The sequence below is a fragment of the Sphaerisporangium sp. NPDC004334 genome (genome assembly GCF_053602655.1).
Map to the genome: position 1 here is coordinate 149,115 of NZ_JBSGDZ010000007.1, position 21,287 is coordinate 170,401.

A 21,287-nucleotide genomic window follows, 5' to 3' on the forward strand; every position below is an offset into this window, starting at 1 on the left:
TGTCAGCGGCGTGTGGGTTCTCATGCGAGTCGGCGCCGTATTCTGAGCCGTCCGGCGGGGCGTCGGTCACCGGAGAGCGTGGGGACCTCTGTTCCACACCACCATCGCCGACCCCGCGGATGCCCGCGCGGCAACGCCCTCCTGATGGCCTCGGCGGCCGACATCTCCTCCTGTTCGCGCGGTGGTGACTCCGGAGACCGCCGATCGGCGTACGGGGCCACGCGACGGTCCGGCCCGGTCCGCCTCAGCCGTTCTTCTCTATCATTTCTGCCGCGTGCCGGAGTGCGCTGACGAGTTCAGGTATGTGCGCGTCGGGGAAGCGGCCGGACATGCCGACCGCGGCGTACGGTGCCGAGCCGACGGTGACGGCGACGGTGCGTTCGGTTTTGCCGGCGCGCAGGGCGAAACCGGCTTCACGGATCTCCGCGAGATCGGCGAGGACCTGTTCGACCGGGGTCTCGTTCGCGCTGGTGGCCCACATGGCGCGGACGTGCTCGTCGTCCTGGCAGGCCAGCAGGGCCATCCCGAGCCCGGATCGGGTGACCGGGAACAGGCCGATCCGGCCGAGGGCCGTGCTGGTGTCCATGCCCGGGTCGGCGTGGTACAGGTACGACATATGGTCGCGCCAGAGCACGCCCATGGCCACGGTGTGACCGTGGACGTGCAGAGCGCCGAGCGGCCCGATCGCGCGGCGGATCAGACCGGACCCGAAGAGGCTCTGGGCGGCCAGGGCATGGATTCCCGGGCCGGGACGATAGCGGCGCCGCTCGTCCTGTTCGATCAGGCGGACGTGCGCGAGGGTCTTGAGCAGCCGGTTCGCGCGGGAAGGTTCCAGCCCGAGCCGTCTTGCGACTTCGCGTGAGCCGAGGGCCTCGGTGGAACTGGCCAGTAACTGCAGGCAGTCGAGTCCATCCAGGAGTGACTTGTTCGGCTGAGACGGCAGCATGTTGCATTTATAGCATCACTACGGCCGAGTTTGCTACGAGATCGTTTCGCGGGGGTTTCGGCGAAGCATCTTGACGGTGCTATTACTGCACCATTACGCTCGCCGCACTTGACCAACGATGCCGCCTGAAGCCGCAGTTGACCCTGCTCCAGCAGGCACGATGACTGCTGCCCGGGTCGGTTTCCCTCACCACGGGGTGGGTCCGGCGGGCTGCCGCCATGGACGGAAGGGCGCCACACGCTGCGAACCGTGGCGAGCCGATCGGGCTCGCCACGCATCCGAGTCACAGGACGACGTTGCGCCGACGAGCGGACCGTGGCTGATCCGAGAGGTGATGACCTTGATACGACTCTCGAACGCGCACTCCCCTAGGCGGTGGATGCGCGTCGCGATGGGACTGGCCGTTCTCATCGGCCTGCCCCTGATCGCCGTCGCGCGTCCAGCGTTAGCCGACACGCCCGCGGCCTCCGCGGTGCTCTCGGCGACCCCGCAGTGGGACGGCATGGCCGGTAATCCCGGCGACGCCTCCGGCCAGATCTCCACGGCGGCCACCGAGCGGGGCGGCCGCTCCTGCTGGACCACCACGCAGACGCCGATCACCAATGACTTCCTCTACTTCCGGGTCGACGCCGCTCGGCAGCCGGCCACCACCGGGTACGCCTTCGTCAAGGTCGGCTACTTCGACGCCGGCCCCGGGCACTTCACGATCCAGTACGACGCCACGAGTGGGTTCAAAGCCGGCGATGCCGTGCCGCTGACGGGCGGGAACGTCTGGCGGTCCTATGTCTTCCAGCTGGCCGACGCCGAGTTCAAGGGTGACATGCCGTCCGGCGCGGACTTCCGCATCGCCTCCTGGGACAGCAAGCTCGGACGGTCCGCCACCGATCTGTGCGTGGCCGACGTGTCGGTGAGTTTCGCCAGCGCGGAGGCGGTCCGGGTGACCGCGAGCAACCTGGTCTTCAGCGGCTCCGAGCCGCGGACGATCCCGGTGACCTCCAGCGCGGCCAGCGTGAGCTGGACGGCCGCCGACGAACAGGGCGTGCCGGCGGCCAGCGGCACGGCCGCGGTGTCCGGCGGCACGGCGACGGTCGACCTCGCCGCGGTCAAGCCGGGCTACTACACCCTCGGCGTCACGGCCGAGGTGGGTGGACTCCCGGTCACCCGGTACACGCCGGTGGCACTGCTGGACGCGCTTCCCGCCGACGCCCGGCGGCCCGGGGCGCCATGGGGAGTCGGAACCCACTTCTCCCAGAGCGACCCGCCCGGTCTCATCCCCACGATGGCGAAGGTCGGCTACACCCACGTCCGCGACGCCCTGTCCTGGCAGCATGTGGAGAAGACCGCCGGCACCTACACCATGCCCAGCTACGGCGCCCCGTTCCTCAACGGGTTGGCCGCCAACGGCATGGAGCCTCTTCTGGTCGCGGCGTTCGCCAATCCGCTCTACGACGGCGGGAAGACGCCGAGCACACCCGAGGGCCACGCCGCCTTCGCCGCCTACGCCTCAGCGATACTCAACCTCTCCGGTACCAACAAGGTCGAGGTGTACAACGAGTTCGACGGCGGTTTCAACAACGGCCTGTGCGGTCGTACCCCGCAGTGCTACCTGCCCCTGTTGAAGGCGACCTACGCCAAGGTGAAGGCCGACCACCCGCAGGCCGAGGTCGTCGCGCCGGCCGGCGGCGGACCCGCGTGGTGGGAAGAGCTGTTCCAGATCGGCGGCCTGAAGTACATGGATCGCTTCAGCGCGCACCTCTACGGTTTCCCGTCCCCGCCGGAGATCCGCGGCGTGACCCTGATCCCGACGTTCAGGGATCTGATCCGCCGCTACAACAACGGTCGCGACATGCCGATCGACATCACCGAGAACGGATTTCCGACCCACACCGGCGGCGGCGTCACCGAACTGCAGCAGGGCGACTACCTCGTCCGGGCGGCCGGCCTGGCCGTGGCCAACGGGGCGAGCCGCTACTACTGGTACGACTTCCTCAACGACGGCACGACCGCGTCGAACCAGGAGTACAACTTCGGCGTGATGCGCCGGCCCGGGTACCTGGGAATGACCGCCTACACCCCGAAACCGGCATTGGTCGCGCAGTCGGTGATGATCCGCCAGTTGGCCGGCCTGGACTTCCATGCCGCCGACAACCTGGGGTCGGGCGTCTACTCGTACGAATTCACCGGGGGAACCGGCAAGGTGCCGGTCCGGGTGATGTGGGCGACCAAGCCGACCCAGGTCGAGCTGAGCACCACCACCCCCCTCACGGTCACCAACGCCTACGGCCGGTCCAACACCCTGGAACCCCTGCAGGGCAAGGTGACGCTGGACCTGACCGAGCACCCGGTCTTCACCCGGGGCAAGCCGACGGCCGTCGCGGTGACCGACCCGGTGGTGTACTCCGTCTCGGTTCCGGACACGGTCGCGGTCGGCGACGACATCCCGGTGACGCTGAAGGTGGACCGGACCCACGGTGGGGGAGGCACGTGGACCAACTTCCAGATCCAGGACAAGACCTACGCGGTGAACGCGGCGGCCGGGCAGACGGGAACGAAGACCATCACCGTCCCCGGCAGCACGGTGAAGGGCCCGCGAACGGTGCTTGTGCGGGCCGGTTCCGGGGGATCGGCGTCGATCCTGCTGCGCGACGACGCGATGATCACCGATCCGGTGGTGGCGACCGTCGATCCGATCGTGACGTCGGTCGGGCCGGTCGGTGGTTCGCTGCGGGTGAAGATCACCAACAACAAATCGGCGACGCCCCTGAACGTCTCCCAGATCGCTTGGGCGGTGGGGACGCGGAGCGGCACGGCGACCGGCGTCGCCCCGGTCCCGCCGAACTCCGTCGCCTCGGTCGACATCCCGGTCACGGGGATCGTCCCGTGGAAGTCCTACGACATGTCGGTGCGCGTCGACACGGCACAGTTGGGCGCGTTCCGAGCCAGTGGGCCGGTCGGCTTCAACCCGATCGAGGCCGACGGGCAGAACGCCGTCGTACCCGTGAATCTGGCGGCCGACGGCGCGGTCGACTACCGGCGGCTTCCCTACGGCGGCGTGTCTGACCTGTCGGGCACCGTCAAGCTCACCCGCACCGATGACGCGTTGTGGCTGACGGCCGACGTGACCGACAACGCCCACGCCCAGACGAAGACGGCCGGCAGCATGTGGGACGGCGACTCCATCCAGCTGGCGATAAGCCCCGACCTTCCGGGGCGGTCGACCTCCCGCGTCGAGATCGGCGCGGCGCTGCTGGGCACCGGTCCGGCCGTGTACACCTTCACGCCACCGGCGGGTGGAGCGGCCGGGGCAACGCCCGGCGCGACGGCGGCGATCGTCCGGAACGGGACCACCACCTCCTACCGCGTGTCGGTGCCCTGGTCCGCGCTCGGGCTCACCGGTCCGCCCACCGCACCGGTCGCCCTGTCCTTCGTGGTCAACGATGACGACGACGGCATCGGCCGGGCCGGCTGGATCCAGTGGGGCGGCGGCATCGTCCTGGCCAAGAACACCGCGGAGATGCGGCCGGTGCAGGTGATGGCACCGTGAGCGGGCCCCGGCGGATCCTGGTCACCGGTGCGGCCGGCCGGCTGGGACGGGCGGCCCTGACCCTGTGCGCCGACCGGCTCATCCCCACCACCGGCCTCGACCTGCACGACCCGGGCGACACCCGGGCGGGCCGGATGGTGACCGGATCCGCCGGGGACCCGACCGTGGTACGTGACGCCCTCGCGGGGGTCGACGCCGTCTTCCACTGCGCGGCGATCCCCGCGCCCACTCTCGGCACACCGCACGAGGTGTTCACCACCAACACCCGGGCGACGTTCACCGTGCTGGAGGAGGCGGCCCAGCAGGGTGTCACGCGGGCCGTGATCGCCAGCAGCCTGTCGGTGACCGGCCTGCCCTGGTCGCCCTACCCGCAGGCACCGGCCTACCTGCCCATCGACGAGGACATGCCGCTGCAGGTGGCCGACCCGTACGCGTTGTCGAAGCAGACCGACGAGGCGATCGGCGCCATGATGGCCCGCCGGCACGGGATGACCGTCGTCGCACTGCGCCTGCCGCTGCTCGGTGGTCCCGGCGATCAGTTCGACACCTACGCCCGCTACTACGCCGAACACCCGGAGTGGGGAGCCAAGGAGCTGTGGGCGTATTTGGACACCCGCGACGCCGCCCGCGCCGGCCTGCTGGCCCTCACCGCCCCCGTGACGGGATTCCACCCGGTGTTCGTCGCCGCCCCGGACACCCTCAGCGCCACCGACACGGAGACGCTGCTGGACGAACACCTGCCAGGGGTGCCCCGGCGGACGCGCTGGACCGGCCGGAGCGTCGCCATCGACACCAGCCGGGCCATGCGGCTGCTCGGCTTCACCCCTGAGCACCTCTTCCCGCTGTCCCTCCCCGGACAGGCACCACCACCCCCACATCAGGAAGTGACGCCATGACACATACGATCAGCCGTCGGCGCCTGCTCGCGGGCGCGGCCGGACTGGGTTCCGCCGCCCTGCTCGCGGCCTGCGGTAAAGACGACAAGCCCGCCGGCACCGGCACAGGCACGGGTACGGGCCCGGTGACCCTCAACGTGTGGGGCGGAGTCCCACCGGAGAGCGGACCCGACGCCCTGTTCGCCGCGTTCACCGCGAAGTACCCGAACATCAAGGTCAACTACACCCGTTACGTCAACGACGATCAGGGCAACCTCAAGCTCGACACCGCGCTGCAAGGCGGTCTCGAGATCGACGTGGTCGTGTCGTACGCGCGCTCGGCCCTGGCCAAACGCGTCGAGGCGGGTCTGCTCACCGACCTCACCGACCGGATCGCCGGTGACCCGACGCTGAAGGTCTTCGCCCCCGGCGCGGAACCGGCCAGCAACAACTTCTTCGACGGTAAGGCGTACTCCGTCCCGGCCAGCCGCAGCGTGGAGACGGTGCTGGCGAACAAGAGCATGCTCGACAAGGCCGGCATCACCGTCCCGGCGGACTGGACGGCCGCCGACTTCCGCGCGATCGCGAAAGAGCTGTCAAGCAAAGACGTGTACGGGTGTCTCACCCCGCCGGACCTAGCCCGCCAGACGATCGGCCCGGACTTCACCTACAAGGCCGGCGGCCGTGAGTCCAACTTCGACCACCCGGCGTTCCGCGAGAACTTCCAGCTCCGGCTGGACATGATGGCCGAGAAGTCCGCCGTGCCGATGACCGAGATCGTCGCGCAGAAGTGGGACGCGTTCGCCCAGACCCCGTTCCTCACGGGGAGGGTGGGCATGTGGATCTCCCAGCCGTTCGTCCTGCGCTACATCAAGGACACCAAGGAGTATCCGCACGATTTCCAGACCATCCTGCTGCCGTTGCCGGCGCCGCAGAAGGGCGTGCCGTTCTGGAACACCGGTGGTTACGGCGACAACCTGGCCATCACCAAGAAGTCCACCCACCAGGACGCCGCCTTCACGCTCCTGCAGTTCTGGCTGGGCGAAGGCGCGGAACGCATGGTGCCCGGCGGCAGGCTCCCGTCGCTGCCCGGCGGCGACACCGCCGTACTGGCCGCCGATCTGGGCGGACCTGACGCGGCGAAGCTGTTCGACCAGCAGTCGCTGGTGACCAACCTGCTGACCACGAACGCGCGGATCCCCGTGGACACCATCCAAACGGCGCACGCGGAGATCTCCACGATCATGAACGGGCTCAACCAGCGGGTCCTGCTCGGAAGCATCAGCCTGGACCAGTGGGCCCGGACCGCCAAGGAACAGTGCGACGCAGCGATCAAAAAGGCGGGTTAGAGACACATGCAGACTCTGGCCGGCCCGGCCCGGTCACCGGTAGTACCGCCCGCCGCACGGGAGAAGAGGCGCCTGCCCGCCGGGGTCCGTTCCTGGTTGCCGTGGCTGTTCATCACCCCCAATCTTCTCGGGCTGATCGCCTTCACCCTGGGGCCGATGCTGGCCGGGCTGGGCATCGCGTTCACCCGCTGGAACGTGCTGTCCGGCCTGGGCGGGATCGAGTGGGTGGGCCTGGACAACTTCGCCGAACTGTTCGCCGACTCCAAGTTCTGGAACGCCCTGGGCCGGACGGTGTTCTTCGCCGGCCTCGGCGTTCCGTTGTCGATCGCCTTCGGCCTGCTGCTCGGCCTGGCCCTCAACCGGCCGCTGGCCGGCCGGGCCGCGCTGCGGGTCGTGTTCTTCGTCCCCAGCATGGTCAACACGGTCGCCATCGGCATGGTCTGGTTGCTCGTGCTCAACCCCAGCGCCGGGCTGCTCAACCAGGCCCTGCGGTTCCTGGGGCTGTCCGAGCCGCCGACCTGGCTGGTGTCCGAGGGCTGGGCTCTGCCGGCGCTCGTGCTCATCCAGGTGTGGGCCGGCATGGGCTACCAAGGGGTGATCTACCTGGCCGCCCTGCAGGAACTGCCCCAGGACCTGCACGAGGCGGCGATGATCGACGGCGCCGGCACGTGGCGCCGGTTCCGCGCCATCACGTGGCCGAGCCTCATGCCGACCACCACCTTCCTGGCGATCACTTCGTTCATCAGCACGTCGCAGGGGTTCGGGTTGATCGCCTTCCTGACCGGCGGCGGCCCGGGAGAGTCCACCACCGTGCTGGCCTACTACATGTACCAGTCCGGATTTCAGGCCTACAAGTTCGGCTACGCCGCGGCGATCGGCGTCGTCACGTTCGCCGCGGTGCTGCTGCTGACGCTGCTGCTGTGGCGGTTCCAGAAGGGACGGGGGCTCTACACATGACCCACGGTCAAAGTTCCCGGAGCCCGCGCACCTGGATGCTGAGCGGTGTCATGTGGGTGGCCGCGGCGCTTTTCGCCCTCCCGCTGCTGTGGATGATCTCGGCCTCGCTCAAACGCAACATCGACGTGTTCACGCTTCCGGTGAAGTGGATTCCCGACCCGGTGCAGTGGCTCAACTACGTCGACGTCTGGGCCGGCGACCCGCCCCTGCTGCGCTATTTCGGGAACTCGGTGATCGTGGCGACCGTCGCCGTCACCGGCGAGCTGTTCACGTCCTCACTCGCCGGGTACGCCTTCGCCCGCATGCGGTTCAAAGGCCGCGACCGCCTCTTCCTGCTCTACATCGCGACCTCGATCGTGCCGACCCAGTTGCTGCTCGTGCCCCGGTTCATGTTCTTCCAGGCCGTCGGCCTGTACGACACCTTGTGGGCGCTGATCCTGCCGAGCATGTTCACCGTCTTCGGCACCTTCCTGATGCGCCAGCACTTCTCCACCGTCCCCGGGGAGCTCGCCGAGGCCGCCCGCATCGACGGCGCCGGCGAGTGGTCGATCTACTGGCGTATCTACCTGCCGATGGCGCGGCCCGTCCTCGCGGCACTGGCGATTCTCGGCTTCGTGTGGTCGTGGAACAGCTACGAGACACCTCTGATCATGCTGTCCACCGACGACAACTACACGCTTCCCGTCGGCCTGACCCGGTTCGTCGACGGCGACGGCGGCCTCGCCGGTGGCCTGTCCATGGCCGCCGCCACCTCGTCGGTCGTGCCGATGATCATCGTGTTCCTGGTGTTCCAGCGCCAGTTCCTGTCCGCGCTCAGCCGCACCGGGCTCAAGTGACACCGACGGAGGCTCACAGCAATGCGTGTTGAACACGCCGGGCACGACATCACGGTGGTCGGCGGTGGTCTGGCCGGTGTGTGCGCCGCCATCGCCGCGGCCCGCCTCGGCCGGACGGTCGCGCTGATCAACAACCGGCCGGTGCTGGGCGGCAACTCCAGCAGCGAGGTCCGGGTCTGGGTGGTCGGTGCCACGAGCCACGGCGACAACCACTACGCCCGCGAAGGCGGGATCATGGGTGAGCTGTTCGTGGAGAACCAGTACCGCAACCCGCAGGGCAACCCGTACCTGTGGGACACCGTCGTGCTCGACGCCGTCCGGGCGGAACCGAACATCTCCCTGTACCTCAACACCGACGTCCGTGACGTCGACGCGGAAGGGCCGCCCGAGGCGCGGCGGATCCACACCGTCACCGGGTGGATGATGGGCTCGGAACGGCTCATCCACTTCTCGTCGCCGATCTTTCTCGACTGCACCGGCGACGGCCTGATCGGACACCTGGCCGGGTCCGAGTACCGCATCGGCCGTGAGTCCCGCAGCGAGTACGGCGAGCCCTGGGCGCCCGCCGAGGCCGACGACATCACCCTCGGCAGCACCCTGCTCTTCTACACCAAGGACGCCGGCGAGCCGGTCACCTATGTGGCACCGTCGTTCGCCAAGGACATCACGCGGACGAGCATCCCGCAGCAGCGCCTCATCCGGGCCGGCGACAACGGCACCGCGTACTGGTGGATCGAGTACGGCGGGGAGTTGGACACCGTCCACGACAACGACGTCATCCGGGACGAACTGTGGTCGGTCATCTACGGCATCTGGGACCACATCAAGAACTCGGGCCGGTTCGACGCGGACACGATGACCCTGGAATGGGTCGGCGCCGTCCCCGGCAAGCGGGAGTACCGGAGATTCATCGGCGACTACGTGCTGACCCAGAACGACATCATGGGCCAGACGGAGTTCCCCGACCGGATCGCCTTCGGCGGGTGGTCCATCGACATGCATCCCCCGCAGGGCATGTACGCGACCGAGGCCGCCTCCAAGCATCTGCACCCGGACGGCGTGTACCACATCCCCTACCGCTGCCTGTACTCGGTGAACACCACGAACCTGCTGTTCGCCGGACGTAACATCTCGGCGAGCCACATCGCGTTCGGGTCGACCCGGGTGATGGCCACCTGCGCGACGCTGGGCCAGGTGGCGGGAACCGCCGCCGTCCTGTGCCTGGACCGGAAGGTGGCCCCTCGCGAACTCGACGTGGGTCACCTGCAGCAGACCCTGCTGCGCTCCGACGCGTCCCTCATCGGCATGGCCGCCGCCGACCCCGACGATCAGGCCCGCGCGGCGCTGGTGACGGCGTCCTCGACGCTGGACGGGATCGATGTGACCGAACCGGGTGAACCGTGGCCGCTGACCGCCGACGCCGGCATCGTGCTGCCGGTCGATCCTGCCTTGACGGGGCTGGAACTCCTCGCCGACGCGGCCGAGACCACGACGCTCGTGGTGGAACTCCACGATCCCGGCCTCGGACAGAACTACGTCCCGGGCACGCTGATCGACACCGCGGAGGTTCCGGTCGCGGCGGGCGCCCGGCAATGGGTCCGCCTTCCGCTGGAGTGGACGCCGCCCACCGCGCGCAACGCCTTCCTGCGGGTGCGGGCCAACCGCGCCTTGACCCTGCACGTCGCGGACACGGCCGTCCCCGGCGTGCTCTCCCTGTCCCACGTGCCGCCGGCGACGGGCCTGACGGAGCGGCAACCGGTGCTCGAGTGGAAGAGCGCCGCCCTGCGCCGCCGGACCTTCTGCCTGCGCACCGGTCCGACCGCGGCCTACTCGGCCGACAAGGTGGTCGACGGGTACCTGCGCGCCTTCGCCGGACCGCACCTGTGGGTGTCGCGGCCCCTCGCCACCGACGGCGAGCCGTGGTTGCAGCTGGCCTGGGCGGAGCCGGTGACGGTGAGCCGGATCGAGATCATCGCGAACGACGACGTCAACGAGGACCTGATCAATCTGCCCCATCACCGGATGCCGTTCACGCTCATGCCGACGCTCGTGCGCGACTACCGGATCGAGGCCCACGCCGCCGGAGCCGGCTGGCAACCGCTCGTATCGGTGGCCGGCAACCGGCAGCGGCGCCGCACGCACAGTCTCGCGGCCCCGATCGTGACCGACCGGATCAGGGTCGTCGTCACCGCCACCAACGGCACCGGTTCGGCCCAGCTGATCGCCGTGCGCGCGTACGCCTGACCCTCTGACGTCCACCGAGCAACGATCCTCGAACAGGAGATCCCGTCCTTGCCCCTCAATCCCATGCCGGAGACGCAGGCGCCCTGGCCCGGCCGTGACCGGCTGCGCATCACCGGCGTCCGGTCGATCGTCACCGCCCCGGAGGGCGTACCGCTCGTCGTCGTCCGGGTCGACACCAATGACCCCGGCCTGTACGGGCTCGGATGCGCGACGTTCACCCAGCGGTTCCACGCGGTCGCGGCCACCGTCGACCGTCATGTCGCGCCGCTGCTCGTCGGCCGTCACCCGGCCGACATCGAGGACATCTTCCGTATGATCCATTTCTCGTCGTACTGGCGCAGCGGCCCGGTCACCAACAACGCCCTGTCCGGCGTCGACCAGGCGCTGTGGGACATCGCCGGCAAACGGGCCGGCATGCCCGTCTACGAGTTGCTCGGCGGGCGGGTCCGCGCGGCGGCCGACACCTACCTGCACGCCGGCGGGGCCACCGTCGAGGCCACCCTGCGCGAGGCCGAGGTCCTGCTCGCCCGGGGATACCGGCACGTCCGGCTGCAGGTCGGCAGCCCCGGAGCCGGAACCTACGGTGCTCCGGCCACGCCCGGCGAGTACCCCGGAAGCCCGCATCCCGGCGGGTGGGACGTGCTTCGCTACCTGCGCGATACTCCGGAGCTGTTCGCGCAGGCCCGCGCGGTCCTCGGGCCCGAGCCGCACCTGATGCACGACGTCCATTCCCGGCTGACCGTCAAGCAGGCCGTCGGACTGGTCCGCCGGCTCGAGGAGTACCGGTTGTTCTTCCTGGAGGATCCGATCGCCCCCGAGTTCTACGACCGGCTGAGCGAGGTCCGCGCGGCCGCCCCCATGCCCATCGCCGCCGGTGAACAGGTGGCGTCGGTGGCCGACGCGGCCCGGCTGGTGACCGGTGGCGGCGTCGATCTGCTGCGTCTGCACATCTCCTCGGTCGGTGGCCTGAGCCCGGCGCGCAAGCTCGTCGCCCTGTGCGAACTGCACGGTGTGGGCACCGCCTGGCACTCACCGGCCGACGTGTCCCCGGTCGGCGCGGCGGCGAACGTCGCGCTCGACGTGACCAGCGCGGCGTTCGTCATCCAGGAGGGTCACGAGTACTCATCGGCCGCCCAGGAGGTCTTCCCGGGCACGCTCACCCCCCACAACGGTTACCTCTTCCCATCGGACGCGCCGGGGTGGGGCATCGACCTCGACGAGCGGGAGGCGGCCAAGTACCCGCCGGTGGAGCACCTCCACGAACGGTGGTCGGCCCAGGTGCGGCAACTCGACGGCGGGATCGTGGCCCCGTGAAGATCGACCGCGTCGAAACCTTCCTCGTAGCGCCCCGCTGGCTCTTTCTGAAGATCACCACCGACGACGGTGTCGTCGGCTGGGGCGAACCGGTCGTGGAAGGCCGCGCCGAGACCGTCCAGGCCGCGATCGGTGAGCTGTCCGACCTGCTCATCGGGACCGACCCGATGCGCATCGAGGACCACTGGCAGGTCCTCACCCGCGGTGGCTTCTACCGCGGGGGCCCCGTACTGTCCAGCGCCGTCGCCGGCATCGACCAGGCACTGTGGGACATCGCCGGGAAGGTCCGCGGGGCGCCGGTCCACGAACTGCTCGGCGGGCCGGTACGCGACCGCGTCCGGATGTACGGATGGGCGTACGGCGAGACGGCCGAACAAGTCGCCGAAGCCGCCGCGACGGCGATCGCAGCCGGATACACAGCCGTCAAGATCGCACCGCCGGGCCCGATGGCGTTCCTGGACACCCCTGCGGGCCTGAGCTCCGTCGTCGATCTGCTGGCCAAGGTCCGCGATGCGATCGGCCCGGACAACGACGTGGCGATCGACCTGCACGGCCGGGCCTCGATCCCCGCCAGCCGTCGCCTCCTGCCACTGCTGGAACCGTACGTGCCCCTGTTCGTCGAGGAACCGCTGCGACCGGAGTACTCCAGCGACATCGCCCGGATCGTCACGGCGACCTCATTGCCGATCGCCACCGGCGAGCGGCTCTACACCCGGCGCGAGTTCCGGGACGTCCTGGACGCCGGTGTGGCCGTCGTTCAACCTGACCTCTCGCACGCCGGAGGCATCTCCGAGGTCCGGCGCATCGCCGCGGTCGCCGAGATGTACGACGCGGTCCTGGCCCCGCATTGCCCGCTCGGCCCCATCGCACTGGCCGCATGCCTGCAGATCGACCTGGCCACACCCAACTTTCTCATCCAGGAACAGGCTCTTGGCCTCCACCACCACCACGGCCAGGACGGCCTGAACTATCTCGTCGACACCGACGTCCTACGGTTGCGCGACGGGCACGTCGAGCGACTCGACGCACCCGGCCTCGGCATCGACGTCGACGAGAAGGCGGTGCGCGAAGCGGCGGCACGAGGCCACCGGTTCCGATCCCCCATCTGGCGCGGCCCGGACGGCGCGTTCACCGAGTGGTGACGACCCATCCCGCTCCCGACCAACCAGCCACCGTGGAGATGACATGGCACTGTTCGACCTGCCCGAAGACCTTCTGCGCAGCTACCGGCCCGCCGTCGCGGAGCCGGAGGACTTCGACGGCTTCTGGACCGCGACGCTCCAGGAGGCGCGCGCCCATCAGCTGAACCTCACCGTCACACCGGCCGACAACGGGCTCGCGCTGATCGACACCTTCGACGTCACCTTCGCCGGCTACGCCGGCAATCCGGTCAAGGCATGGCTGCACCTGCCCGTCACCCGCACCGGTCCACTGCCCGCCGTGGTGGAGTACCTCGGATACGGCGGAGGCCGCGGCCTGCCGCACGAGAGACCTCTGTGGGCCATGGCCGGCTACGCCCACTTCATCATGGACACTCGAGGCCAGGGCGCCAAGGGCCCCAAGGGGGACACACCCGATCCTGACCCCGCCGGCGACCCCGCGTCCGCGGGCTTCACCACCCGAGGTATCGCCAGCCCGGAAACCTACTACTACCGCCGGGTCTTCACCGACGCGGTCCGTGCCATCGACGCCGTACGGCAACTGCCCGCGGCGGACCCGAGCAGGGTGGCCGTCACCGGGACCAGCCAAGGCGGCGGGATCGCCACCGCCGCGGCCGGCCTCGCATCAGGTCTCGTGGCCGCCATGCCCGACGTTCCGTTCCTGGCCGACTTTCCCCGTGCCCTGACCATCACCGACGCCTCGCCGTACGCCGAGATCACCGGCTATCTCAAGGTCCACCGCGACAAAAAGGATCAGGTGCTGCGAACCCTCTCGTACTTCGACACGGTCAATCACGCCAAACGGGCCGACGCCTCAGCTCTCTACTCCGTCGGGCTGATGGACCAGACCTGCCCGCCCTCAACCGTGTACGCCTCGTACAACCACTACGCCGGACCGAAGCAGATCCGTGTCTACCCGTTCAACGGCCACGAAGGGGGCCAGGCTTTCCATGAGGCCGAAAAGCTGAGGTTCGCCGCCAAGCCGCTCAGCGGATGAGCGGGGCGCAGCCGACCCGGTGGCGGCCGGGCTCACGTCACCATCACCAGCACCGCGAAGGAGGAGCCGGCATGCAGCCGCACCACATTCACCGATGGCTGCGCTGGCCGTCGGATCCGTCCCGGAGCCGTCTCGCGTTCGGCTGCGACTACAACCCCGAGCAGTGGCCACGCCACATCTGGGACGCGGACGTTCGGGCCATGCAGGTGGCCGGCGTGAACATCGTCTCCTTGGCGATCTTCTCCTGGGCCCGGATCCAGCCGCAGGCGGACGTGTGGGACTTCGCGTGGCTCGACGAGGTCATGGACCTGCTGCACGCGCACGGCATCGCCGTCGACCTGGCCACGGCGACGGCATCCCCGCCGCCCTGGCTGACCACGATGCACCCGGAGATCCTGCCGGTCGACCGGGACGGCCGCACCATCTGGCCCGGTGCCCGGCAGCACTGGCGGCCGACTTCGCCGATCTTCCGATCGCATGCGCTCCGCCTGACCCGCGCACTCGCCGAAAGGTACCGCGACCACCCGGCGCTGACCGCCTGGCATGTCAACAACGAACTGGGCGGCGACAACGCCTACGACTACTCCGACGACGCCGCGACCGCGTTCCGGCACTGGCTGCGCCACCGATACGGCACCCTGGAGGCTCTCAACCGGGCCTGGGCGACCACGTTCTGGTCACAGCAGTACAGCGACTGGGCGCAGATCCTGCCACCACGGCTGGCGACCACGCACCCCAACCCGACGCAGCAACTGGACTTCAAGCGGTTCTCCTCCGATGCGCTCAAGGACCACCTGCGCGCGGAACGATCAGTGCTGTACGAAGTGACCCCGGACATTCCCGTCACCACCAACTTCATGGTCATGGGCTGGTCCAAGGCCATCAACTACGCCGACTGGGCCGCCGAGGTCGACTTCATCGCCAACGACCACTACACGACGCCGGGCCCGCAGGCGCACGACGAACTGTCGTTCTCCGCCAACCTCACCGCGAATCTGGCCGGCGGGCGGCCGTGGTATCTCATGGAGCACTCCACCAGCGCGCTCAACTGGCAGCCGATCAACGTCGCCAAAGCGCCTGGCGAGATGGCCCGCGACTCGCTCACGCACGTCGCGCACGGCGCCGACGCGGTCTGCTTCTTTCAGTGGCGCCAGTCCGCGGCGGGCGCCGAGAAGTACCACTCGGCGATGCTGCCCCACGCGGGCGTCGACAGCGCCATCTTCCGCGCCGTCACCGATCTCGGCGCCACGCTGCGCGATCTCGCCGAGGTGGCCGGCACGACGCGCCGGCCGGCCGGCGCGGCCATCGTCTTCGACTGGGAGTCCTGGTGGACGGCCGAACACGACGCACACCCCAGCGACCGGCTCCGCTACCGGCAGGAGGCCCTCGACTGGTACACCGCCTTTCTCGAACTCGGTATCCGCGCCGACGTGGTCCCCGTCGACGCGCCGCTGCATCGCTACGGTCTGCTCGTCGCCCCGATCCTGCATGTCGTGCCCGGCGCGCTCGCCGACCGGCTACGCGGCCACGTCGCCGGCGGCGGCCACCTCGTCACCACCTACTTCTCCGGCATCGTCGACGAGCACGACCATGTCTGGCTCGACGGCTACCCGGGAGCCCTGCGCGATCTGCTCGGCATCCGGATCGAAGAGTTCGCCCCTCTGCCCGACGAGCAGAGCGTCGAGCTCGACAACGGCACGGTGGGCACCCTGTGGACCGACCGCATCGACCTCACGGATTCCGCGACCGAGGTCCTGGCCCGGTACAGCAATGGCGGCCAGACCGGCCGCCCGGCCATCACCCGCCGGGCCGTCGGGTCCGGATCCGCCGCCTACGTCTCCACCCGCCTGCGGCCCGCCGGGCTCACCGTCGTCCTGGCCGACCTGGCGGAACGAGCCGGCATCCACAGCGAACTCCCGCCGGGCCTGCGCGGTCGCGTCGAACTGGCCGTACGCGGACCGTACTGGTTCCTGATCAACCGTACTGGGCAGCCCCTCGACATCTCCGCCGTCGGCGGAGAACGGCTCGGCGCCGGGACCGGGACCGCCATCCTGGCACCGCGCGCCGTAGCGGTCCTGCGTCGCGCCGCGGTCCTGGACTCGGCCGGTAAGTCATGATCACTTGGCCCTCGGCGCCCGCTACGGCGCTGCCTGGACCGAACCGTGCCGCCCGAATTCGCAGCGACGATCCGAGGCTCCGGATATCGCGGTACGGGTCGGCTCCGCTGTGGACGGCTACCGACCGGGAGTTCGTCGTTCCGGCGGCGCCGGTCACCGTGCCGTCCGGCGCCTGCTTCCGCCGGCCGCTAAGCCAACCGGTCGGCCGCGCCACGCTCGTCTCCGCGACGGCCCAGTCGCTGCGCCCGCACCTGCTGCAGCCGGCCAAGGACGCGCCCCAGTACCTCTGGCCGCAGGCTTGCCCGGTGGAGCATCCAGAGGGCGGGCCGCTTCAGATGCGGTCGGTCGCGTTCGTGTCGGTACCGCGCACGGTGGCGTCGTGAGCGCGCTCGCCGATGCGCTGGCCCGGTGTCCGGCGATCGCGATCGTCCGCGCGCGGTCGGTCCGCTACGTCCCGGCGGTGCTCGATGTCCTGGCCGGGGCCGGGGTCACGGCGGTCGAGGTGGCCCTGACGACGCCGGGCGGGCTGCGCGCCATCGAGGGTGCCGCCACGACGCCGGGGCTCGTCGTCGGGGCCGGCACCGTGCTGCATGCCGCGCAGGCCCGAGCGGCCGTGGATGCCGGCGCCCGGTACCTGGTCACGCCGGCTGTGGTGCCCGATGTGATCGCGGCCGGCGTCGACGCCGGTGTTCCGGTCGTGTGCGGCGCACTGAGCCCGACGGAGATCCTCGCCGCCGCCCGGGCCGGCGCGGCGCTGGTGAAGGTCTTTCCGATCGGGACGGTCGGCGGCGTCGGCTATCTGCGGGCGGTGCGTGCGCCGCTGCCGGACATCCCGCTCGTGCCGACCGGGGGCATTTCCGTCGCCGAGGGCGTCGGCTATCTGCGGGCGGGGGCCCGGGCGGTCGGTATGGGCGGGCCGCTCGTCGGCGACGCGGTCGACGGTGGTGACCTCGCCGCGCTCGCCGGCCGAGTCGAGACTCTGGTCCGGACGCTGCGCCCGGAGCCGGCCGATGCCTGATCTGGTCACGCTGGGCGAGACCATGGCGGTCGTGCGCGCCACGGCCGTCGGCCCGCCGCGGCCCGGCGCCGCGGCGCAGTTGTCGTTCGCCGGGGCGGAGTCGACGGTCGCGATCGGGGTCCGGCGGCTCGGCCACTCGGCGCGGTGGATCGGGCGTCTGGGCTCGGACGCCTTCGGTGACATGATCCTGGCCGCGCTGCGCGCCGAAGGCGTTGGTGTCGACGCGGTCGGTCGCGACGCGGACCGGCCCACCGGTCTGCTGGTCCGTCATCGGCGTACCGCGGACCGGGCGACTGTGGCCTATTACCGCACGGGCGGTGCCGGGGCGGCGGTGGGGCCGCACGACGTTCCCGCCGACGCGCTGCCGGCGGCGCGCGTGCTGCACCTGACCGGAATCACCCCGGCGCTCGGGGAACAACCACGCGCCGCGGTCGAGGCCATGGTGGCGGCGGCCGGCCAGGCCCGCACCCGGATCACCTTCGACGTCAACTACCGGGGTCGCCTGTGGTCCGAGGTCGAGGCCCGGCCGGTGCTGCGTCGACTGGTCGCGGGGTCCGCGACCGTGTTCGCCGGGGCCGAGGAGGCCGCTCTCGTGCTCGATCGGCCGGGGCCGGTGGACGCGGTCCAGCTGGCCCGCGGCCTGGCGGAGCTCGGCCCTGAGGAGGTCGTGCTGAAGCTCGGGGCGGCGGGCGCCCTCGTGCTGGCCGGCGGCGACATCGCGCGGGTGCCGGCCCTAGCGGTGACGGCCGTGGACGTCGTCGGGGCGGGCGACGCATTCGTCGCGGGCTACCTGTCGGGCCTGCTGGACGAGCTGCCCCCGGCGGGCAGGTTGGCCCGCGGCGCTATCTGCGGGGCGTTCGCGGTGTCCACCACGGGTGACTGGGAGGGTCTGCCGACGCGCGCGGAGCTCGGCCTGCTCACCGGCGCGGATGTGGTGCGGTGATGCTGGTGCGAACTGGTCCCGCAACCGCAGACCGACCTCGAGGACGTTCGGCATCTTCGGCTGTGCGCCGTCGCCGCTGCCGACGACGCCGCCGTCATGGGCGGTGCGCTCCCTGTCCCGCGCCGGGTCGCCCCGGTCCCTGGCCGAATCCACGTCCGGACCCGGGCAACACGACCCGCCACCTCCGACACGACCACACGAGCTGGAGAGACATGCCGCCCGACCAACCCTCGCCGCAGTACGCCGGCTGGACCGTCCTGCGCCACGACGGCGTCGCCGTCGTGGTCGCCCACCCCGTGACCGGCCTGCCCGCGGTCCTGCACTGGGGCGCCGACCTCGGCGTCCTGGACGCCGCGGACCTCAAGGCCGTGGACCTGGCCACCAGCCGGCAGACGCCGCCCGGGACGCTGGACGCCGCCTGGCGCCTGCCGCTCGTGCCTCTCGAGGGTGACGGCTGGTCCGGCCGCCCGGGCCTGCTCGCCAGCCGTGACGGCCGGCTGCTGTTCCCACGGTGGACCTCGCGGGTGCAGCAACAGGGCCCGCGGTCGATGTACACCGTGGCGAGCGACGCTGAGACCGGCCTCCACCTGCGATCCTGCCTGGAGATCGGCGCGGGCGGGCTGGTGCTGCTGCACCACGAGCTGACCAACCAGGGCGCCACCCCCGTCGATCTGGCCTGGCTGGAAGCCACCCTGCCGGTGCCGAAGACCGCCGGCCACGTCACCACCTTCGCGGGCCGCTGGACACGGGAGAAGTCGCCGCTGACCATGCCGATGCCGCGGGGAACGACCACACGCGAGTCCCGCCGCGGCCGCGGCGGGCACGACGGCCCCTGGGTGACGCTCGCGTCGGACGGGCAACCACGCAACCGGGACGGCGAGGTCTGGGCGGTCCACCTCGGGTGGAGCGCCGACGTCCGCCATCGTCTCGACCGGGTCACCGAACATGTCACCCTGCTCGGCGCCGGTGAGCTGCTGCGCCCGTGCGAGGTGCGCCTGGAGCCCGGGCAGTCCTACCGCAGCCCGACGGCGTACTTCGCGTGGTCGCCGGCCGGGCTCGACGGGATCGCCGACCGCTTCCACACCTGGATGCGCGCCCGGCCCCACCATCCCCGCACGGTCCGGCCACTCGTGCTCAACACGTGGGAGGCGGTCTACTTCCAACACGAACCGCTGCGCCTGGAGCAGCTCGCCCGGCACGCCGCCACCGTGGGCGTGGAACGGTTCGTCCTCGACGACGGCTGGTTCCGCGGCCGCCGGGACGACACCGCGGGGCTCGGCGACTGGGTGGCCGACCCGGACGTGTGGCCCGATGGCCTCGAACCGCTCGCGAACCTTGTCCACTCGCTCGGTATGCAGTTCGGGTTGTGGTTCGAACCGGAGATGGTCAACCTGGACTCCGACCTGGCCCGCACCGCCCCGCACTGGCTGCTGGCCGATCCCCGATCGGTCCCGTCGCCCGCCGACGTGTCCTTCCGTTCCCAGTACGTTCTCAACCTCGCCCTCCCCGAAGCCTGGGAACATGTGCGCGCCCGAATGTCCACGCTCGTCCGGACGTTGGGCATCGACTTCATCAAATGGGACCACAATCGGGATCTCGTCGAACCGGTGCACGAACACCTGCCGGGCACGCACGCGCAGACCCTCGCGGTGTATCGGCTGATCGAGCGCCTCAAGACCGACCATCCAGGCCTGGAAGTCGAGTCGTGCTCCTCCGGCGGGGCCCGCACCGACCTCGGCATCCTGGAGTTCGCCGACCGGGTGTGGGCGTCGGACTCCAACGACCCGGTCGAGCGGCAGGACATTCAGCGCTGGACGGAGCTCGTCCTGCCACCCGAACTCGTAGGCGCCCATGTCGGTCCCTCACCGTCACATTCGTCCGGTCGCCGCACGGCGTTGTCCTACCGTATGGCCACCGCGCTTCAGGGCTCGGCCGGCTTCGAGTGGGACATCACGCGCTGCACCGAGGAGGAGCTCGACGCCGTCACCGCGTTCGCCGGCCTCTACAAGGAGTTGCGCCACCTGCTGCACACCGGCACCGTGGTGCACCCGGACGTGCTCGACGCGGCGCTGCGCGTGCGTGGGGTGATCGCCGCGAACCGCGAGGAGGCTGTGTTCACCATCGTCACCGTCGCCTCGATCGAGGAGGCCCTGACCGAGCGGCTGCGTCTGGACGGCCTGGACCCCGAGCGTCGATACACGCTGCGCCTGCGGGACGAGATCGGCCCGGCCGAATGGGGCTGGGTCACCCCGGCGTGGATGAGCAAGCCGCCGGTCGTCGTATCGGGCCGGGTGCTGACCGAGGTGGGGCTGCAGCTGCCGACCCTGTGGCCGGTGCAGGCGCTTGTGCTGCACCTCAGCTCCGTCTAGTCCGTAACGCGATCGCGCACGGCCTCGGACGATTCACCGCCGAGCAGATCGAGACAGGCGTCCCCCGCAAGATCCGCGTCCTGGGTGTCCCGGTGCGCGACGGCATGGTCGTGATCACCGCCGCGTCACTGGACCGGTGCTCGCAGATGTGCCGGCAGTTCGTCGCAGACCTGGACGGTCACCCGCGCGTAGTCGACCACTCCCATCGACGAGCGGGCCGGACAGTGCCTTTCTCGTGCCGTCGAGGATCTTCGCGTTGATGCCGGCGATGATCTCGCGCACCTCGGCCTCCGAGCGGGCCCGCGCGGCGGCGGCCAGGGCGTCCTCGGCCTCCCGGCGCAAGGCGAGCGAACCGGGCAGCGGGAACCTGAGGTTCTCCTCCTCCAGCTTGCGCTTGATCCACCACATCTCGTCCTGCGGCTCGCCCTGGCCGGGCAGGGGCTTGCCCGCGCCCGGCAGGTCGTCGAACAGGCCGCGTTCGGAGGCCTCACGGATCTGGCGGTCGACCCACGTCTCGAACGGAACTCCCCGCGGCGTGCGCTCCGTCACAGGCTCGCCCCCCACGTCCTCCGGCCGGCTTGCGCTTCCCTGTCACGATAATCAGCGCCGGGGCCGGGC

General features: G+C 70.4%; 15 protein-coding genes. 13 read left to right on the top strand and 2 right to left on the bottom strand.

All coding sequences use genetic code 11. The features are described 5' to 3' along the window. Window positions 1–244: 244 nt before the first annotated feature. Complete coding sequence (locus ACWEN6_RS10740; protein WP_452569990.1) at window positions 245–946, bottom strand: IclR family transcriptional regulator; 702 nt, start codon at window positions 944–946, stop codon at window positions 245–247. A gap of 379 nt (window positions 947–1,325) precedes the next feature. On the opposite strand from ACWEN6_RS10740, the gene ACWEN6_RS10745 reads away from it, so the two are divergent. The 13 genes from ACWEN6_RS10745 (at window position 1,326) to ACWEN6_RS10805 (ending at window position 20,669) form a co-directional block, all read left to right on the top strand. Further along, a complete protein-coding gene (locus ACWEN6_RS10745; protein WP_452569991.1) occupies window positions 1,326–4,490 on the top strand; it encodes a sugar-binding protein in 3,165 nt (1,054 codons plus the stop codon). Then, complete coding sequence (locus ACWEN6_RS10750; RefSeq protein WP_452569992.1) at window positions 4,487–5,386, top strand: NAD-dependent epimerase/dehydratase family protein; 900 nt, start codon at window positions 4,487–4,489, stop codon at window positions 5,384–5,386. The genes ACWEN6_RS10745 and ACWEN6_RS10750 overlap by 4 nt, the downstream gene beginning before the upstream one ends. After that, on the top strand, window positions 5,383–6,714 hold the full coding sequence (locus tag ACWEN6_RS10755; RefSeq protein ID WP_452569993.1) for an ABC transporter substrate-binding protein: 1,332 nt from the start codon (window positions 5,383–5,385) through the stop codon (window positions 6,712–6,714). The genes ACWEN6_RS10750 and ACWEN6_RS10755 overlap by 4 nt, the downstream gene beginning before the upstream one ends. Before the next feature lie 6 nt (window positions 6,715–6,720). Further along, window positions 6,721–7,671 (top strand): carbohydrate ABC transporter permease, encoded by a 951-nt coding sequence (locus ACWEN6_RS10760; RefSeq protein WP_452569994.1) that lies wholly within the window; start codon window positions 6,721–6,723, stop codon window positions 7,669–7,671. A gap of 35 nt (window positions 7,672–7,706) precedes the next feature. Then, the gene (locus tag ACWEN6_RS10765; protein WP_452569995.1) at window positions 7,707–8,507 is read left to right on the top strand and encodes a carbohydrate ABC transporter permease; all 801 of its coding nucleotides are present in this window, start codon (window positions 7,707–7,709) and stop codon (window positions 8,505–8,507) included. Between the two features lie 21 nt (window positions 8,508–8,528). Beyond that, complete coding sequence (locus tag ACWEN6_RS10770) at window positions 8,529–10,751, top strand: FAD-dependent oxidoreductase (protein WP_452569996.1); 2,223 nt, start codon at window positions 8,529–8,531, stop codon at window positions 10,749–10,751. Window positions 10,752–10,799: 48 nt separating this feature from the next. Beyond that, the gene (locus ACWEN6_RS10775; RefSeq protein WP_452569997.1) at window positions 10,800–12,065 is read left to right on the top strand and encodes an enolase C-terminal domain-like protein; all 1,266 of its coding nucleotides are present in this window, start codon (window positions 10,800–10,802) and stop codon (window positions 12,063–12,065) included. Continuing rightward, window positions 12,062–13,207 (top strand): galactonate dehydratase, encoded by a 1,146-nt coding sequence (gene dgoD, locus ACWEN6_RS10780; protein ID WP_452569998.1) that lies wholly within the window; start codon window positions 12,062–12,064, stop codon window positions 13,205–13,207. The genes ACWEN6_RS10775 and dgoD overlap by 4 nt, the downstream gene beginning before the upstream one ends. A 43-nt stretch (window positions 13,208–13,250) precedes the next feature. Further along, a complete protein-coding gene (locus ACWEN6_RS10785; protein ID WP_452569999.1) occupies window positions 13,251–14,222 on the top strand; it encodes an acetylxylan esterase in 972 nt (323 codons plus the stop codon). Window positions 14,223–14,293: 71 nt separating this feature from the next. Beyond that, window positions 14,294–16,339, top strand: coding sequence for a beta-galactosidase (locus ACWEN6_RS10790; protein ID WP_452570000.1), 2,046 nt, complete (start codon window positions 14,294–14,296; stop codon window positions 16,337–16,339). A 379-nt stretch (window positions 16,340–16,718) separates the two neighbouring features. Continuing rightward, window positions 16,719–17,357, top strand: a complete 639-nt coding sequence (locus tag ACWEN6_RS10795) for a bifunctional 4-hydroxy-2-oxoglutarate aldolase/2-dehydro-3-deoxy-phosphogluconate aldolase (RefSeq protein WP_452570001.1) — start codon at window positions 16,719–16,721, stop codon at window positions 17,355–17,357. Next, the gene (locus ACWEN6_RS10800) at window positions 17,350–18,300 is read left to right on the top strand and encodes a sugar kinase (RefSeq protein WP_452570002.1); all 951 of its coding nucleotides are present in this window, start codon (window positions 17,350–17,352) and stop codon (window positions 18,298–18,300) included. The genes ACWEN6_RS10795 and ACWEN6_RS10800 overlap by 8 nt, the downstream gene beginning before the upstream one ends. Window positions 18,301–18,512: 212 nt before the next feature. Continuing rightward, a complete protein-coding gene (locus ACWEN6_RS10805; protein WP_452570003.1) occupies window positions 18,513–20,669 on the top strand; it encodes an alpha-galactosidase in 2,157 nt (718 codons plus the stop codon). 114 nt (window positions 20,670–20,783) lie between these two features. On the opposite strand, the gene ACWEN6_RS10810 is transcribed toward ACWEN6_RS10805, so the two are convergent. Then, on the bottom strand, window positions 20,784–21,218 hold the full coding sequence (locus tag ACWEN6_RS10810) for a DnaJ family domain-containing protein (protein ID WP_452570004.1): 435 nt from the start codon (window positions 21,216–21,218) through the stop codon (window positions 20,784–20,786). Window positions 21,219–21,287: the final 69 nt, after the last annotated feature.

Excerpts from the sequence above, each read along its gene's own strand:
- ACWEN6_RS10755 (WP_452569993.1), top strand. The coding sequence starts at position 5,383 with ATGACACATACGATCAGCCGTCGGCGCCTGCTCGCGGGCGCGGCCGGA.
- ACWEN6_RS10805 (WP_452570003.1), top strand. The coding sequence starts at position 18,513 with ATGCCGCCCGACCAACCCTCGCCGCAGTACGCCGGCTGGACCGTCCTG.
- ACWEN6_RS10760 (WP_452569994.1), top strand. The coding sequence starts at position 6,721 with ATGCAGACTCTGGCCGGCCCGGCCCGGTCACCGGTAGTACCGCCCGCC.
- ACWEN6_RS10790 (WP_452570000.1), top strand. The coding sequence starts at position 14,294 with ATGCAGCCGCACCACATTCACCGATGGCTGCGCTGGCCGTCGGATCCG.
- ACWEN6_RS10785 (WP_452569999.1), top strand. The coding sequence starts at position 13,251 with ATGGCACTGTTCGACCTGCCCGAAGACCTTCTGCGCAGCTACCGGCCC.
- ACWEN6_RS10765 (WP_452569995.1), top strand. The coding sequence starts at position 7,707 with ATGCTGAGCGGTGTCATGTGGGTGGCCGCGGCGCTTTTCGCCCTCCCG.
- ACWEN6_RS10745 (WP_452569991.1), top strand. The coding sequence starts at position 1,326 with ATGCGCGTCGCGATGGGACTGGCCGTTCTCATCGGCCTGCCCCTGATC.
- ACWEN6_RS10740 (WP_452569990.1), bottom strand. The coding sequence starts at position 946 with ATGCTGCCGTCTCAGCCGAACAAGTCACTCCTGGATGGACTCGACTGC.
- ACWEN6_RS10800 (WP_452570002.1), top strand. The coding sequence starts at position 17,350 with ATGCCTGATCTGGTCACGCTGGGCGAGACCATGGCGGTCGTGCGCGCC.
- ACWEN6_RS10770 (WP_452569996.1), top strand. The coding sequence starts at position 8,529 with ATGCGTGTTGAACACGCCGGGCACGACATCACGGTGGTCGGCGGTGGT.